A 16,874-nucleotide genomic window follows, 5' to 3' on the forward strand; every position below is an offset into this window, starting at 1 on the left:
TCGCCGCGCCAGACGCCGTATGGTACATGGCTCGGGCGATTGGCACAGGCGTTCAACGGCACAGGCTCAAGGGCACAGGCTCGAGGGCACAGGCTCAAGGGCGCGCCAGCAGAGTTCGCGCGTGACCGGTATCATCGGAGGCTGCGCACGCGTTCGAACGGGCTCAGCCACCTCACAGCGACCCGCTTCGTGCGGCGGCGCCATCTTCCGCTTTCCCTGTCTTCGGCAGCCTTGTCTGCCCCTTCTTCCCGGAGGCCGTCCCATGTCCGTTGATTCCCCGAATGCGTCCCCGGTCTGGTTCGTGACCGGCTGTTCGACCGGCTTTGGCCGCGAGCTCGCCCGAGCGGTGCTCGCGCGCGGCTGGCGCTGTGTCGCGACCGCGCGCAACAAGGCGTCGCTCGACGATCTCGCGCCCGAGGCCGGCGATCGCCTGCTGCCCGTCTCGCTCGACGTGACCGACGCCGCGCAAATCGACGCCGCCGTCGCGGCCGCGCAAAAGCAGTTCGGCGCGATCGACGTGCTCGTCAACAACGCAGGCTATGGCTATCAGAGTTCGATCGAGGAGGGCGACGAACGCGAGATCCGCGCGCAGTTCGATGCCAACGCGTTCGGCCTGTTCGCGCTCACGCGCGCGGCGCTGCCGGGCATGCGTGCGCGCCGCAAGGGCCACGTCATCAACATTACGTCGGTGGCGGGGCTCGCGGGCTTTCCGGGTTCCGGCTACTATGCGGCCTCGAAACACGCCGTGGAGGGATTCTCCGATTCGCTGCTGACGGAAGTCGGCCCGCTAGGCATCAAGGTGACCTGCGTGGAGCCGGGGCCGTTTCGCACGGACTGGGCAGGCCGCTCGCTCGTGCAGACGCCGAGCCGTATCGACGATTACGCCGAAACGGCGGGCGCGCGTATGCAGCGCACGGCGCAAGGCAGCGGCCATCAGCCGGGCGACCCGGTGCGCGCGGCGCAGGCGATGATACGCATCACGGAAACGGAAAAGCCGCCGCGGCATCTCGTGCTGGGCGCATTCGGCGTGGAGGCGGTGGCGAACCGCTTGCGCGCGGCGCTTGCCGATATCGAGGCGTGGCGCGAGTTGAGCCTCGGCACCGATTATCCGGCGGGGAGTTGAGTTAGCGGCTCACGCCGTTGCGATCATCAACGTTCCGGTCGCGACTAGCGCCCCGCGCCAGAGCCAGTCGAAGTTGATCCAGCCTCGCCGCAGCACGCCAAGACCGAAATACTCGTAGGCGAGCAGCGCGACGATGGCCGTGGTGGCGAGCGTCGTGACGGTATGCAGCGCGGTGAACGCAAACGAAAGCGCAAGCGGGTTCGCAAGGCCCGCTGCGGCGCCCGCCCCACCGCACAGCGGCAGCATGGCGGGCATCAGCATGAGTCCCGCGCCGTGCAGCGTGGCCATCAACGCAGACCACGCCGCGAGCCCGGCAAAGCCCACGGTCATCCCCACGCGCACGCGGTGCCGGTGGCCATACGCGTACTGCCACGCGGCCCACGCGATCAGGAGCGCGCCGAGGCAAGCGTGCAGCGCAGCGCCCGGCAGATGCGTGCCCAGCGCCGCGGTGGAACTCGTGAACAGCAGAATGGAGGCGGCGTGACCGAGCGCGATGGGCGGCAAAGCGAGCAGCAGCGCCGTGCGGCTTCCGCGCTGCAAGCCGAGCGCGGTCGCGAAGAGCCAGCCCATCGCCGGATTCACGCCGTGAAAGACGCCGCTGCCCACCACGGCTGCCCAGGCGCCCCAGTGTGCGCCGAAGACTTCCTCCATATCAAGCTCCGCGCTTATGGGTAGCAGTACGAATCGGACGAGCAATCGCCGCCTTCGAGCCGGATCTGGTGCGGCCGGTGCGACTTCGGCCATTCGACGAAGAAGCGCTCGTCGAATTCGAGGCCGCCTTCGGGCGCGGCGTCGAGTTTCACCATCCAGCCGTCGATGCCTTCGGGGTAGAACTGCGCGTCGATTGCACCATAAAGCGAGTTGCTGAAATAGACGCGCCGGCCGTCGCGGCTCACTTCCACCATTTGCGGGCCGCCGTTGAGCTTGCGCCCGGGCGCGAAGGGATGTGCCGCGCGCGCCGCAATGCCGCCGATGCGCACGCAACCCGTCAGGCGCGCGCGTTCGGGGTCCGACACATCGTACTGGCGCAAATCGCCCGTTCCCCAGCACGCCACGTAGAGATAGCGGTCGTCGAGCGAGAGTGCGATATCGGTGACGAGCGGCGGCACGGCCGCGAATCCCTTGAGCATGGGCGGCAGATGCTCGGGATCGGCCGGCTCGGCCGGAATTTCGATGATCTTGCGTGCGGCCCACTGGCCGCCGTCGAGATACCACTGCCAGATCGACGCCGAGAGGTCCTTCAGGCTGATCACGGAGTTCACGAAACCGTAGGGGCGCGTGGGGTTGTGCGCGGGGCGCAACTCGAACACGAGCTGGTTTTCCGCGCCGAAGTCGAGCACCTGCTTGTGCTGGCGCGTGTGCAGGTCCCAGAAGTGCAGGCGATGACCATACTGGCCGCCGAGCAGGACCTCGGGCACGAGGCCGTTTTCGAAGGCCGCGGGCAGTCCCCACTCGCTCGTCACGAGCGTATCGTAGCCGAGGTGCCACCAGCCGTCGTAGGCGAGCTGTTGCGGGCCGCGGTCGATCTCCCACTGGCCGAGAATATCGAAACTCTCGTGGTCCATCAGGAAGACGCCGCCGGGCGCCTCGCCCTGTGCGTTCGCAAGCGACGTCACATAAATGCCATCCGGCCCGCAATGCACGGTGTGGGGGCGCGTGTAGCCCGCGCGTTGCGCGACGCTCTCGGGCTCGTGCACGCGTGCGATATGGGGGCGGCGCGCGTCTGGCTTCGTGTCGATAATATGAATGCGCGAGGAGCGCAGCCCGGGAACGATGAGATAGCGGCGCTCGGTATGCGCATGCGGGGCGTTGGGGCACAGGCACGAGCTGCAGGCATTCCAGCCGAAATGGTGGAGCTCGTCGCCGACGTTGGGCATGGCCAGCCGGTGCACGATGCGCCCGAATTCCGGCGAGCGGGGGTCCAGATCGACCACGTCGAGCGAATCGGGCACGCTGCGCGTGGGGTCAAAGCTGGCGACGTATGCCAGTGTCTCCGGCGGGGCTTCGCCTGCCATGCGCGCAGACGGGTAGAAGGTCGGGTCCGGTTGCCACGTCGCCATTGCTGCCCCCTTATCGAACACTCGGAAGATTCGGAAGAGCCCCTATCATGCATCAGAGTGGCGCAGCGCGTTGCACATCTGTTCCATATTCCTTGCGCATAGAAGCTTATGCATTGAAGCAATGAAGGCCGATTAGCTGCATTGCGGGAATAGTCAATTCGCTTTTGCCGCATTTATTCGCGAGGCCAACGTTCCTAGACTTCTACTCAACGGATGCAGACAAGCCGCTGCGCCGATTCGATCAAGTTATTGGAGGTTAGTCATGAGAACGCTCATCAAGGCTGTTGCGATCGCTGCCGTGCTTGCGGTGCCGGCCATTTCGTTTGCACAGTCGCAAGGCAGCAATGGTCCTGTGACGCGTGCCCAGGTGCGCAGCGAGTTGGTGCAGCTCGAAGCCGCGGGTTATCGTCCTTCGGCGAACGACCTTTATTACCCCGTCGATCTGCAGCAAGCCCAGGCCCGCGTGAATGCGCAAGGCGGTGCGCCCGTTGCGCAGGCAACCGGTTATGGCCCGGCTACGAGCGGCTCGTCGCAAAGCGGTTGGCGTACCGATGGCGCCGTAAGCAGCTATTCGCCGCCGATCTATAACGCACATTGAGTTTTACGGCGGCATGAAGCCGATTCATGCCGCATGATGAATATCGGCCCGCGACTGCGCGAAGGCGCATCGCGGGCTGATTTATTTGCCGTCTGCGTAGACGGCGCTCAAAACGCCCACGTTCAGTCTCAGTCCCGCGGAGCAGCACGCTCGCCAATCCACATGCGCGTGGACTCGAGGATCTCGTCCGATAGCGCGGGGTCGTCGCACAGCCGCGCAAGCACGACCGCGCCCACCATCGCGGCCCAGCCGCCAATCGCCGCCTGGCGCGCCGCTGCGGCGCCGGCGCCGTTCATGCCCCCGCTCAGGCGCTCGATCTGACGCTCCAGACCGGCTGTCATGACGGCGCGCGCTTCGGGCGTTTGCCGCGCGGTTTCGGCGGCGAGCGCCGCCGTTGGACACCCGTCCGCCACGTTGTCGCGATGCCCGGCACTGAGGTAGCGCGACGCATAGCGCGCCAGATCGGTATCGCCGCCTTCGCCCTGTGCAAAGACGTGGGCGAGCGTTTGCGCGATCAACTCATCCTTCGACTTGAAATAGCCGTAGAAGCCGCCGTGCGTCAGACCGGCGGCGCTCATTACGTCCGCGACGGTCACCGCATCGTAGCCGTGCTCGCGAAAAAGCCGGCTGGCGGCTTGCAGGATTTGCTGGCGATTCACTTCCACCTGTTCGCGACTAACCCTCATTGTTCTCTCCGCTTCCCATCATGCGATGCTTGACATTATACATGACGGTCATCATTATTCCGTTTACATGACGTTCATCATGTAAAAGACATCCCCACGGAGAAGTTTCTATGTCTGCTAAATCTGCTGTCCTGATCACTGGCGCGTCCACGGGCATCGGCGCCGTCTACGCCGACCGTTTCGCGAGGCGCGGCCATGACCTCGTGCTGGTGGCGCGCGATCGCGCCCGCATGGAAGACCTCGCTGCGCGCCTGCGCGAGCGCGATGGTGTGAACGTGGAAGTCGTTCGCGCCGATCTGGCTTCGCACGCCGACCTTGCGCTGCTGGAGGCGCGACTCGTCGACGACGCACGCATCGGTGTGCTGATCAATAACGCGGGTGCGAGCCTGCCGGGCACATTCGTCGAGCAGGGCCCGGACGCCGTCGCCAGCCTCATCGGTCTGAACGTCACGGCGCTCGCGCGCCTCGCCGCCGCAGTCGCGCCGCGTTTTGCGCGCGAAGGCAAGGGGGCGATCGTGAATATCGGTTCCGTCATCGGCCTCGCACCCGAGTTTCGTTCGAGCGTGTACGGCGCGACTAAGGCGTTCGTGCTGTATTTCTCGCAGTCGTTGAATCTGGAACTCGGCGGCAAGGGCGTGTACGTGCAGGCCGTCGTGCCCGGCGCAACGCGCACCGAAATCTGGGCGCGCTCCGGCAAGGATGTGAATGCACTGCCGGCCGTGATGGAAGTGGACGATCTCGTCGATGCCGCGCTCGTGGGCTTCGACCGGCGCGAGACGGTGACGATCCCGCCGCTGCCCGACGCGCAGCAGTGGGACGACTACGAAGCCGCGCGGTCCGCAATGTTCGCGAACTTCGGGCAGTCGCAGCCGGCGGCGCGGTATCGCGAAGCCATGTAGTCCGATGGACTGCGGGCGGCCAGCGGCCGCTCGCGGTCCATGGCCAGCCGCGCGGCGCGGCCATGGACCGCCGCATCTTCATTACGCCTTCCCCTCGTCTCTCATCGGCTCGCGCCCGCGAGTCCGGCCAGCATCTTCTCCGCGGCTCTCTCCTCGTATCACGCCTCGTATCACGCCTCGTATCACGCTTCGTCCCAGCCCGTTCGCAAATTCAGCGATTTCCGATATCGCGAATTCCCGATTCACGCCATGCTGCGCGCGGGCGCTCGCACTCGGCGCGAGCCGCACGCGTGAGCGCGTGGCCGGCCGTTCCTGGCGCGCGAGCGCGCGGCGCCCTGTACCATTCACCGCACGCCGCCCGGCAACGGCCACGCGGCGCGCGCAAACGAGGACCGGTCGATGCAACGAGTAACACGAAAAGCTGGCGGGTGGTGGACGTTGGCGCTTGCCCTGGTGCTGGGCTTATGCATGGCGTGGGCGTGGCGCGCCTATGCCGCGCGCGCGGTGAGCGTGTCGCCGCAGGGGACCGTGGCGCAGGTGCGCCAGGTGGTGGTGAAGTTCGACGAGGCCATGGTGGCGTTCGGCGCGCCCGACGCGAAGGACCCCGCGCGCCTGCAATGCAGCAACGCGGCTGCCGGCGCCGGTCAGGGCCGGTGGATCGACGGCAAAACGTGGGCGTATGATTTCGCCGCCGATCTGCCGCCCGACGTGCAATGCAGCGTCACGCTCGTCGACGGGCTCAAATCGCAGGCGGGCAGCGCAGTGACGGGCCTGCGCCGCTTCACGTTCTCCACGGGCGGCCCGTTCCCGCTGAGCGTGCGCCCTTATGGCGGCGAAATTGAGGAAAACCAGGCATTCGTGCTGAAGCTCAATGGTCCCGCCACGCCGGCTTCCGTGCGCGAACACGTGTGGTGCGAGTCGGGCGGACTCGGCAACCGCATTCCAGTGCGGCCTGTCGATGCGCCCACGCGCGCGGCGCTGCTCAAGCATTTCCGGCTCGAAAAGGACAGCGCGAGCGTGCTCACGCTCACCTGCCAGCAAACGCTGCCCTCCAGCGCGAAGATGCAGCTCGTGTACGGACGGGGCGTACTCGGGCCGAACGGCACGCCCAACGACGTGGAACGACGCTTCGATTTCACGGTGCGCGAGCCGTTCACCGCGAGCATGAGTTGCGAGCGCGAGAATGCGAAGGCGCCATGCACGCCGCTGCGGCCCGTGCGTATCGATCTGAGCGCGCCGATCGCGCGGGCCGACGCGCAGAAGTTCCGTCTGCAAGGGCCCAAGGGGGAAGTCGCGCCGACTTTCCGCCCGGATGACAAGAACAACGAAGTCAGCTCGATCACGTTCTCCGCGCCCTTGCCCGAGCGCGCGACGCTCACGGTCACCGCACCCGCCGGCCTCGAGGACGTAAGCGGGCGGGCGCTCTCGAACGCCGATCTGTTCCCGCTGCATACGGCGACCGCGCCGATGCCGCCGCTCGCGAAATTCCCGTCCTCGACCTTCGGCATCATCGAGCGCCATGCGGAGCCCGGCACGCCGCCGCTCGTGCCGGTCACGCTGCGCAACGTCGAAGCCGACCTGCACGTGCAGGGGCTCAACGCGGGCGAGGCGAAGTTCGCAAGGCTCGCGGTGCAGTCCGATACCGACATGCGCCGCTGGATGCGCCTCGTCGACCAGTTCGACACTTTCGGCATGAGCGAAACGTCGATCAACAGGCTGATGCCAGGGCTGCTCGCGCGGGCGAAGTCGCCCGTGGTGATTCCGCGCACGACGGGCGAGGGGAATGACGACGCGAAGGAGCGCATCATCGACGTGCGCTCGCTCTCGCTGCTCGACGGCCAGCCCGGCGTGCAAACGCTCGCGCTGCCCAAAGCCGATCCAAAGGCGTTGCGGCCGTTCGAAGTGGTGGGCATTCCCGTGCCGAAGCCGGGTTTCTACGTGATCGAACTCGCCTCGCCAACGCTCGGCGCCTCGCTGCTCGGCAAGCCGGCGCCCATGTACGTGCGCACGGCCGTGCTCGTCACCAATCTGGGCGTGCACTTCAAGCAGGGCCGCGAGAACAGCGTGGTGTGGGTCACCTCGCTCGACAAGGGCGAGCCTGTAGCCGGCGCCGACGTGCGCGTATCGGACTGCAATGGCGAGACGCTCGCCACGGGGAAGACGGATTCCAATGGACTCCTGACGATAGACGGGCCGCTTGCGAATCGTCGCGACTGCGGTGAAAACAGCTTTAACGGGCTGTTCGTTTCGGCGCGCATCGACGACCCGAAAACGGGTCCCGACATGGCCTTCGTGCAATCGGACTGGAATCGCGGCATCGAGTCGTGGCGCTTCAACGTACCGACCGACACGAGCCTGCAGCCCACGGTGCGCGCACATACCGTGTTCGACCGCACGCTGCTGCGCGCGGGCGAGACGGTGTCGATGAAACACTTCATTCGCGCCCAGACGATGCATGGCTTCGCGCTTGCGCAGCAGTACCCCACGCGCGTGACGATACGCCATGCCGGCAGCGGCCAGACCTGGCATCTGCCGCTCAAGTGGGCCGCGGACCACACGGCGGACTCGACCTTCGAGTTGCCGCCCGAAGCGAAGCTCGGCGAATACGACGTCTCGCTCGACGACGGTGACGCGAACGCGGGCACGGCAAGCGACGGCAATGACGAAGCGGACGACAGCGCAGACGTGGTTCATATGAGCTACGACAGCGGCAGCTTCCGCGTCGAAGCATTCCGCTTGCCGGTGCTCAAGGGCACGATCGCCGTACAGAACGAGAAAACGTCGCCGCTCGTCGCCGCCACGCAGGCGAGCGTGGCGGTGCAGATCGATTATGTATCGGGCGGCGCGGCTTCGAATCTGCCCGTGCGGGTATCGGCGCTCGTGAAGGAAACGACGCCGTCGTTCGCCGGCACATACGGCGATTTCAGTTTCGCGCCGTATGTGAGCGCGGGCGAGGCCGACGACATGTCCAACGACACGTCCGGGGATGAGGACAGCGGCCCACGGGAGGACAACGAGGTCGCGAAGCTCGTGGCCGACAAGGCGCCGCTCACGCTCGACCGCAACGGCGCGGGCACGCTCGTGCTGAAGAACCTGCCGGCCGTGGATGCGCCGAAGCGCCTCGCGCTCGAAGCGACCTTCGCGGACCCGAACGGCGAAGTGCAGACCATCAGCGGCGCGGCCACGCTCTGGCCTGCTGCCGTGGTGGCGGGCATCAAGTCGGGCCATTGGGTCTCCGTGGGCAGGACCGTACCGGTCACCGCGCTCGCGCTCGACCTGCAGGGCAAGCCGCACGCGGGCGTGAAGCTCGACGTGCGCGGCGTGGCGAAGATCACGACGACTTCGCGCAAGCGCATGGTGGGCGGATTCTACGCCTACGACAACCACACGCAAACGCGCGATCTCGGCACGCTGTGCAGCGGCACGAGCGACGACCACGGCTTGCTCACGTGCGACGCGAAACTCAAGGAAGCGGGCAACATCCAGCTCGTGGCCATGGCGCGCGACGGCGACGGCCATACTTCCACGGCGACGACCTCGGTATGGGTCACGCGCGAGGACGAACTCTGGTTCGGCAGCGAGAACACGGACCGCATCGACGTGTTGCCCGAGAAGACGAGCTACGAACCCGGCGAGACCGCGCGCTTCCAGGTGCGCATGCCGTTTCGCTTTGCGACGGCGCTCGTGGCCGTGGAGCGCGAGGGCATCATCGAAACGCACGTGGTGCAACTCGACGGGCGCGATCCGACCGTCGAGTTGAAGGTGAACGACGCCTGGGGCCCCAACGTCTACGTTTCGGTGCTCGCGCTGCGTGGACGCATTCACGAGGTGCCGTGGTATTCGTTCTTCACGTGGGGGTGGAAAGCGCCGCTCGAATGGGCGCGTGCGTTCTGGTACGAGGGGCGCCAGTACGAGGCGCCCACGCCGCTCGTCGATCTTTCGAAGCCGGCTTTCCGTTACGGGCTCGCGCAAATCCGCGTGGGCGACGCGGCGCACCGCCTCGCGGTGAGCGTGACGCCGGACGCGAAACGCTACGCGGTACGCGCAACGTCGCGCGTCCAGTTGCGCGTGCAGCTTCCGGGCGGTCAGCCGGTGCCCGCGGGTACGCAGATCGCCGTGGCGGCCGTCGATGAAGCGCTGCTCGAACTCATGCCCAACCGCAGCTGGGATCTGCTCGACGCCATGCTGCAGCAGCGCGCTTATGGCGTGGAAACGGCCACGGCGCAAATGGAGATCGTCGGGCGCCGCCACTTCGGGCGCAAGGCAGTGCCGGCAGGCGGCGGAGGAGGCCATGGCGCGACGCGCGAACTCTTCGACACGCTGCTCTACTGGAACCCGCGCGTCACGCTCGATGCGAAGGGCGAGGCGCAGGTGAGCGTGCCGCTGAACGACTCGATCACGCGTTTTCGCATTGTCGCGATTGCCGCGAGCGGGGTGGCGCGCTTCGGCACGGGCAGCGCGACCATCGAGAGCACGCAGGACCTTCAGCTGATCTCGGGCCTGCCGCCGCAGGTGCGCGAGGGCGACACCTTCCGCGCACAGTTCACGCTGCGCAATACGACCACGCGCACGATGAAAGTGCTCGTCACACCGAACGTGCCGCCGCTCGCGCTTGCCGCGCAGACCGTGGACCTCGCGCCCAATTCGTCGCGTGAGATCGCGTGGACAGTCGCGGTTCCCGACGATCTCGCCGAAGCGGAACGGCCCGCGCTCGCGTGGAACGTGAGCGCGGCGGAGCAGGGCGGCGCGCATGCGGCGGACGCGGTGAAGCTCGCGCAGCAGGTGCGCGCGGCGATCCCCGTGACGGTGCAGCAGGCCACGCTCGCGCAGGTGGACGGCACACTTTCCATTCCCGTTGCGCCGCCGGCCAGCGCGAGCGTGACGCGTGCAGGCGCGGTGCGCGGCGGCATTGCAGTGTCGCTGCAGCCGAAGCTCGCGGACGGCCTGCCCGGCGTGCGCCGCTGGTTCACGCGCTATCCGTATTCCTGCCTCGAGCAGCAGACGTCGATCGCGATCGGCCTGCGGGACCCCGCGCGCTGGCAGGCGGAACTTGCGCGCCTGCCGGTGTATCTGGACCGCGACGGCCTCGCGAACTACTTCCCGCCCGCAGACGACAGCGCGAGCCGTGGCAGCACCGCGCTCACCGCGTACCTGCTCACGGTGAGCGACGAGGCGTCCAAGCTCGACCCGCGCTTCGCGCTTCCCGACGCCTTGCGCAGCAAGATGGTGGAGGGCCTCACGGGTTTCGTGGAAGGCCGCATCGAGCGCCATTCGTGGGCGCCGCGCCGCGATCTCGATCTGCGCAAGCTCGCCGCCATCGATGCGCTGTCGCGCTACGGCGCGGCGAACGCACGCCAGTTCGGCTCGATCGAGATCGCGCCGAATCAGTGGCCCACGTCGGCGGTGATCGACTATGCGGAAAGTCTCGCGCGCATGCGCGATGTGCCGGATCGCGCAGAAAAATTGGCGCAGCTCGAACAGATCCTGCGCGCGCGTCTCACGTGGCAAGGCACGCAGCTGACGTTCTCGACAGCCGCCGAAGACGATTTGTGGTGGCTCATGACGGGCACGGAGGTCAACGCCGCGCGCCTCGCGCTGGCCTTCGTCGACAACCCCGCATGGAAGGAAGAAATGCCGCGGCTCGTGGCGGGCCTGCTCGCGCTGCAACGCAACGGCGCCTGGAGCACGACGACGGCGAACGCGTACGGCTCGCTTGCGGTCGAGCGCTTCTCGCGCGTGTTCGAGCACGATCCGGTGACGGGCGCGACGAGGATCCGGCTCGGCGATATGTCTCGCATCGTCGGCTGGAACGCGGCGGCACCATCGGCGGCGCAAGCGGCATCGCAGTCGGCGGCGCGAGCGGTATCGAGTGCCAGCGCCGCCACGGCGGCGACACGCAACGCGCCCGCGCGCAGCATGCTGCTCGCATGGCCAAGGCAGGGCACGGCCGCGCCGCTCACGTTGACGCAGGAGGGAACCGGCAAGCCGTGGGCCACGGTGGAAAGCCTCGCCGCGGTCGCGTTGCGCGCGCCGTTCGCGGCGGGCTATCGCGTCGCGAAGACGATCACGCCGGTGGACGCCGCGGTGAAGGGCGTGTACACGCGCGGCGACGTCGTACGCGTGCGCCTCGACATCGACGCGCAGACCGACATGACGTGGGTCGCCGTGAACGACCCGATTCCTTCGGGCGCGACGATCCTCGGCTCCGGGCTCGGGCGCGATTCTGCCGTGGCGACGCAAGGCGAGAAGCAGGACGAGAACGGTCCGTGGCCCGCGTTCATCGAGCGCGGCTTCGACGGTTATCGCGCCTACTACGCGTTTCTGCCGAAGGGCAAGGTCTCGCTGGAGTACACGGTGCGTCTCAACAACGCCGGCACGTTCGGGCTGCCGCCCACGCGCGTGGAGGCGCTCTACGCGCCGGCCACGTTCGGCGTCGCGCCTAATGCGCCGATGGTCGTGAAGGCGGCGCCATGAGCGGCCCATTCGCGCTACGGCATCGCGCAGCGGGGGCGCTCGGCGTCGCCACGCTGTGCCTCGTGCTGCTGCCGCGGCCCGCGTTCGCGCTGCCGACTTTCGACGACGTGCGCAGCCAGTGGCAAAGCTCCGACTGGGTGCTGCTCGCGCGCGACGGCACGCCGCTGCAGCGCACGCGCGTGGAGCGTACCGCGAGGCGCGGCGACTGGGTCGCGCTCGCCGACGTTTCTCCGGCGCTGCGCGAGGCGATCGTCGTTTCGGAGGACAAACGATTCTACGAGCATGGCGGCGTGGACTGGCGCGGCGCGGCTGCCGCCGCCTGGGCCAACCTGTGGAATACACGCACGCGTGGTGCTTCCACGGTCACGATGCAGCTCACGGGCCTGCTCGACGACGACCCGAAGCACTCGGGCCAGCGCTCGCTCGCGCAGAAGGCCGTACAGGCCGTGGATGCGCTGCGGCTCGAACGCGCCTGGCGCAAGGACCAGATTCTCGAAGCGTATTTGAACCTGGTGCCGTTCCGTGGCGAGACCGTGGGTCTTGCCGCGCTTTCGCAGACGCTGTTCGGCAAGACGCCGTCGGGGCTCGACGAACGCGAATCGGCCGTCGCCGCCGCGCTGATCCGTGCGCCCAATGCGCCCTATACGAAGGTCGCCACGCGTGCGTGCCGCATCCTGCGCGACATGCGCGCAGCGAACGTCGACGGCGGCTGCCCGAATCTCGATGCCTTCGTGCAGATGGCCTTCGCGCGCCCGGCCATCGCCGCCGACGATCCCTCGTTCGACGGCCGCAGCGAAAATTCGCCGCAGCTTGCGCCGCACTTCGCGCGCCAGATCGCGAACGCCGTGCATCCCACGCCCGGCATGCGCGTGCGCTCGACGCTCGACGCCAGCCTGCAACGCTACGCGCGCGACACGCTCACGCGCACGCTCATCGAACTCAATGCGCGCGCGCATCCGCGCAACGTGCAGGACGGCGCGGTCGTCGTGCTCGATAACGCAACGGGCGAAGTGCTCGCGTGGGTCGGATCGTCAGGAGGCCTGTCGAAGGCACGCGAAGTCGACGCGGCGCTCGCGCTGCGCCAGGCGGGCTCGACGCTCAAGCCTTTTCTCTACGCCGAGGCCATCGACGAGCGCCGCGTGACGACCGCTTCGCTGCTCGACGACGCGCCGCTCGATCTCGCGGCGGGCGGCGGCCTGTACATGCCGCAGAACTACGACAAGGGCTTCAAGGGCTGGGTGAGCGTGCGCACCGCGCTCGGCTCGTCGCTGAACGTACCGGCCGTGCGCACGCTCGTGATGGTGACGCCGCATCGATTCGCGAGAACGCTCACGGCGCTCGGCCTGCCGCTCACGCAGGCGGGCGACTACTACGGCTTCAGTCTCGCACTGGGCAGCGCGGACGTGAGCCTCGTCACGCTCACGAATGCGTATCGGGCGCTCGCCAACGGCGGCGTCGCGAGCCCGATCGCCGAATTGCCTGCGCCTGCGCAGCCCGCACAAAAAGGCGCGTCGAAGCACATATTCAGCCGCGAGTCCGCGTTCATCGTCGCCGACGTCCTCGCCGACAACAATGCGCGCACACGTACCTTCGATTTCGACAGTCCGCTGGATACACGCATGTTTTCCGCGGTCAAGACGGGCACGAGCAAGGACATGCGCGACAACTGGACCGTGGGCTTCACGTCACGCTATACGGTAGGCGTGTGGGTCGGCAATGCGGACGGCTCGCCCATGTGGGACGTGTCGGGCGTGACCGGCGCGGCGCCGGTGTGGGCTGCCATCGTCGGCTATCTGCATCGGCGCGTGCCGAGCGTCGCGCCTGCCGCGCCACCTGGCGTCGAGCACGTGCGCGTGCAGTTCGCCGATGCCGTGGAGCCTTCCCGCAACGAGTGGTTCATTGCGGGCACGTCCACGCCGCAAGTGGGCCTGGCATCGAATGCCGCCGATCTCGCGCGTGGACCCGCGCAGATTGGCAGCCCCGTCGACGGCACCATTTTCGCGCTCGATCCCGACATTCCCGCGCCGCGTCAGCGCGTCTGGTTCGAGCGTGCAACGGGCTCGAATGCGCGCGTGAACTGGCGCCTGGACGGCAAGGCGTTGGGCGGCGCCGCACGCGTCGCGTGGCTGCCCTGGCCTGGCAAGCACACGCTCGAACTCGTCGATGCGCGGGGGCGGGTGACCGATACCGTGCACTTCGAGGTACGCGGCGCGGTTGCGAAGCCGCCGAAGTCGATGCGCGCCGACGCCGCGCAAGGCGGCGCGGCGCGCTGAAGCAGAGGCGAGTTCTTACTTTGTCGGCGCAGTCGCTGCGGTTGCCGCCGGTGCCGGCTGGCCGCCTTGCGCCCCCTGCTGCTGCAGCGTTTGCCGATTGCCTTCCCAGCCGCCGCCGAGCGCGAGGAACAACCGTACCTGATCGAGTGCGACCTGGCCTTCGGCCGCGGCGACCTGCGCGTGCACGCTGGTTAGCGTGCGAGTGGCGTCGAGGTCGGAGAGGAACGGTTCGCGGCCCGCAGCATAGAGACGATGCGTTTCGTCCGCCGACTGCTGCGCGGACGTGTAGGCCGTGCGCAACGCATCGGCGCGCTGGTCGTCGGCGGCATAGGTCGCGAGGCTCGATTGCGTTTCGCGCAGCGCGTTGAGCACCACGCCGTCGAAGTGCGCGAGCGCGCCGCCCGTCGCGGCCTCTGCGGCGCGCACGCGGTCGCGCTGGCCGTTGACCGGGAAGGTCCAGCTGATCAGGGGGCCGAACGACCAGGCATTGGTCGCGGGCGTGAACAGATCGCTGGTCAGGCCGATCGTGCCCACGCCCGCGCCGAACGTGACGTCGGGGTACATCTCGGCGATCGCCACACCAATGCGCGCCGTCGATGCCGCGAGCTGGCGTTCGGCCTCGCGCACGTCGGGGCGGCGTTTGAGCAGCGCGGCGCCGTCGCCGACGGGAATCGGCTGCTTGAGCCGGGGCAGACGGTTGCACGCGAGCGCGGCGGGCGGCAGGTCCTTGGGCGCGCGTGCGAGCAGCATCGCGAGCTGATACTGGGCCACGCGGCGGCGTCCCTCGAAGCGCGGGATATCGGCGGCGATCGTGTTGGCCTGGGTCTGCCCGCGCGTCACGTCGGGCTGGTTGCCGCGCCCCGCGTCGCGCAGGCGCTTCGTGAGCGCCACGCGCTCTTTTTGCAGCTTGAGCGATTCCTGCGCGATCTCCAGTTCCTCGGCGGCCGAGCACGATTCGACATACGCCTGCGCCACGTTGGCGACCACCGTGATGCGCGCGAGATCGGCCGCGGCTTCCACGGCTGCGTCGTCGGCGCGCGCGGCTTCCACGCCGCGCCGCAGCTTGCCGAACAGGTCGAATTCATACGAGATGTTGACGCCGAGGTCTCCCAGCGTCGCGACAGGCACCTTTTCGAACAGGAGGAACTGCTCGCCCGACACCTGCGCGCGCTCGACGCCGGCATGCGCGTTGCCCGAGAAGCCGCCCTGCGCGTTGGCCACGTCGACCGCCGCACGCGAGCGCGCAAGGTTTGCAGCCGCCACGCGCAGGTCCGTGTTCGACTTCAGCGCTTCCTGCACCAGTTCGTTGAGCGTGGGGTCGTCGTAAAGCTGCCACCAGTTGGCGGGTACGCCCAGTTGCGAGACCGGCGCATGGTCCGCGCCTTCGATCGGGCCTTGCGCGAGCGGCGAATTGACCACGGCTTCCTGCGGCACGTGGTAGTCGGGGCCGAGCGTGATGCATGCGCCCAGCGCGAGCGCGAGCGGCGCGAGCGCGAGGTTGGGCCAGGCGTTGGGGCAAAAGCGGCGGCGCCAGAGACTGCGGCGTGTCATTGCGAAGCTCCGGCAGCCTGGGACGCGGCGGGGGCGCTCGCACTCGTTGCGGGCTGCGGGGCGGCGGCGCCGCTTGCATGGTTCGCGGGCGAGGCCTGGCGGCCGTTGTTCGCTTCGGTGCGCACGGCCACGGTGGCCGTGCGGCCCGCGATCATGCGGAAATCGGCGGGCACTTCGTCGAGCGCCACGCGCACCGGAATGCGCTGCGCGAGACGCACCCAGCTGAAGGCCGGATTCACGTTGGGCAGCAGGTTCGGCGCCGCCTGGCGGTCGCGGTCCTCGATCGCTGCGACGATGCTTTGCACATGGCCACGCAGCGCTCGCGTCTCGCCCATCACCGTGATTTCCACGGGTTGGCCGATCTGAATGCCGTGCAGGCGCGTTTCCTCGAAGTAGCCATCCACGCGGAACGAATGCATGTCCACGACGGCGACCACCGCGCGGCCTGCCGTGACGTACTCGCCGACACGCGGCGCGCGGTCGTTCAAATAGCCGTCCACGGGGCTCACGATCGTGGTGCGCTGAAGATTGAGCCTGGCGGTGTCGACCTGGACCTGGGCATCGGCGGCCGCGGCTTCGCCCTGATCGACGCGCGTGCGGCTTTCCTCCAGCGTTTCCGCGGCCACGAGATTGCCGAGCGCGAGATTGCGCGCGTATTCGCGCTTCGCCTGGGCGAGCGTGGCCTTGCGCTGCTCGAGCGTGGCCTCGGCGAGACGCAGCGCGAGCGCGTAGCGTGCCTGGTCGATCACGAACAGCACCTGGCCTTGCTTGACCTGCTGGTTGTCGGCGACGTCGACGCGGGTGATGAGGCCGCCTACGTCGGGCGCGACCTGGATCACGTCGGCGCGCACACGGCCGTCGCGCGTCCACGGCGAGAACATGTAGTAGTTGACGATGCGCCACAGCACGAGGGCGGCGACCACGACGACGATGAGCGTCAGCAGGATCTGTCCTGCGGAGAACCAGGTTTTTTTCACGTTCACGTTAATTCACGAAGCGATGCGACACGATGATGACGGCAGCCAGCACGAAGACATAGATGCCGAGATCGAAAATGGAACGATGCCATACGAGCCGATAAAAGCCGACACGCGTGAGCACCTTGCCGATCACGACATTGATGAGGTATGCGATCAGCATCAGCACGAGCACGGCGGGCACGAACACGCCAAAGATATCGATTTCGCCGATCATGATGCGGGTTTCGAAA

11 protein-coding genes are annotated in these 16,874 nt (G+C 67.8%); 5 read left to right on the forward strand and 6 right to left on the reverse strand.

The window, feature by feature from the left end; genetic code table 11:
* Positions 1–262: 262 nt before the first annotated feature.
* On the forward strand, positions 263–1,123 hold the full coding sequence (locus C7411_RS20625) for an oxidoreductase (protein ID WP_110385910.1): 861 nt from the start codon (positions 263–265) through the stop codon (positions 1,121–1,123).
* A gap of 9 nt (positions 1,124–1,132) precedes the next feature.
* On the opposite strand, the gene C7411_RS20630 is transcribed toward C7411_RS20625, so the two are convergent.
* Positions 1,133–1,774, reverse strand: a complete 642-nt coding sequence (locus C7411_RS20630) for a hypothetical protein (RefSeq protein ID WP_110385911.1) — start codon at positions 1,772–1,774, stop codon at positions 1,133–1,135.
* A 14-nt stretch (positions 1,775–1,788) separates the two neighbouring features.
* The gene (locus tag C7411_RS20635; RefSeq protein WP_110385912.1) at positions 1,789–3,183 is read right to left on the reverse strand and encodes a selenium-binding family protein; all 1,395 of its coding nucleotides are present in this window, start codon (positions 3,181–3,183) and stop codon (positions 1,789–1,791) included.
* Positions 3,184–3,445: 262 nt separating this feature from the next.
* Between C7411_RS20635 and C7411_RS20640 the strand changes: the two genes are divergently transcribed.
* The gene (locus tag C7411_RS20640; protein ID WP_110385913.1) at positions 3,446–3,781 is read left to right on the forward strand and encodes a DUF4148 domain-containing protein; all 336 of its coding nucleotides are present in this window, start codon (positions 3,446–3,448) and stop codon (positions 3,779–3,781) included.
* Between the two features lie 128 nt (positions 3,782–3,909).
* On the opposite strand, the gene C7411_RS20645 is transcribed toward C7411_RS20640, so the two are convergent.
* Positions 3,910–4,467 carry a TetR/AcrR family transcriptional regulator gene (locus tag C7411_RS20645; protein WP_110385914.1) on the reverse strand — a complete coding sequence of 186 codons (558 nt, stop codon included), beginning with the start codon at positions 4,465–4,467 and terminating at the stop codon, positions 3,910–3,912.
* A 110-nt stretch (positions 4,468–4,577) separates the two neighbouring features.
* On the opposite strand from C7411_RS20645, the gene C7411_RS20650 reads away from it, so the two are divergent.
* From C7411_RS20650 to pbpC, 3 genes are all read left to right on the forward strand, one after another.
* Positions 4,578–5,366, forward strand: a complete 789-nt coding sequence (locus C7411_RS20650; RefSeq protein WP_110385915.1) for an SDR family NAD(P)-dependent oxidoreductase — start codon at positions 4,578–4,580, stop codon at positions 5,364–5,366.
* A 399-nt stretch (positions 5,367–5,765) separates the two neighbouring features.
* Complete coding sequence (locus C7411_RS20655) at positions 5,766–11,840, forward strand: alpha-2-macroglobulin family protein (protein ID WP_110385916.1); 6,075 nt, start codon at positions 5,766–5,768, stop codon at positions 11,838–11,840.
* The gene (pbpC, locus tag C7411_RS20660; RefSeq protein ID WP_110385917.1) at positions 11,837–14,113 is read left to right on the forward strand and encodes a penicillin-binding protein 1C; all 2,277 of its coding nucleotides are present in this window, start codon (positions 11,837–11,839) and stop codon (positions 14,111–14,113) included. The genes C7411_RS20655 and pbpC overlap by 4 nt, the downstream gene beginning before the upstream one ends.
* Before the next feature lie 15 nt (positions 14,114–14,128).
* Here the strand turns inward: pbpC and C7411_RS20665 are convergent, their stop codons facing one another.
* Genes C7411_RS20665 through C7411_RS20675 form a run of 3 tightly spaced genes read right to left on the reverse strand, consistent with a single transcriptional unit; the run spans position 14,129 to position 16,858 of the window.
* Positions 14,129–15,664 carry an efflux transporter outer membrane subunit gene (locus C7411_RS20665; RefSeq protein ID WP_110385918.1) on the reverse strand — a complete coding sequence of 512 codons (1,536 nt, stop codon included), beginning with the start codon at positions 15,662–15,664 and terminating at the stop codon, positions 14,129–14,131.
* Entirely contained in the window at positions 15,661–16,641 is a 981-nt protein-coding gene (locus tag C7411_RS20670) for an efflux RND transporter periplasmic adaptor subunit (RefSeq protein ID WP_110385956.1), read from the reverse strand. The genes C7411_RS20665 and C7411_RS20670 overlap by 4 nt, the downstream gene beginning before the upstream one ends.
* A 7-nt stretch (positions 16,642–16,648) precedes the next feature.
* Complete coding sequence (locus C7411_RS20675) at positions 16,649–16,858, reverse strand: DUF1656 domain-containing protein (protein WP_027818583.1); 210 nt, start codon at positions 16,856–16,858, stop codon at positions 16,649–16,651.
* Positions 16,859–16,874 lie beyond the last annotated feature (16 nt).

It is taken from the genome of Paraburkholderia silvatlantica, assembly GCF_003096715.1.
Classification (GTDB): domain Bacteria; phylum Pseudomonadota; class Gammaproteobacteria; order Burkholderiales; family Burkholderiaceae; genus Paraburkholderia; species Paraburkholderia silvatlantica.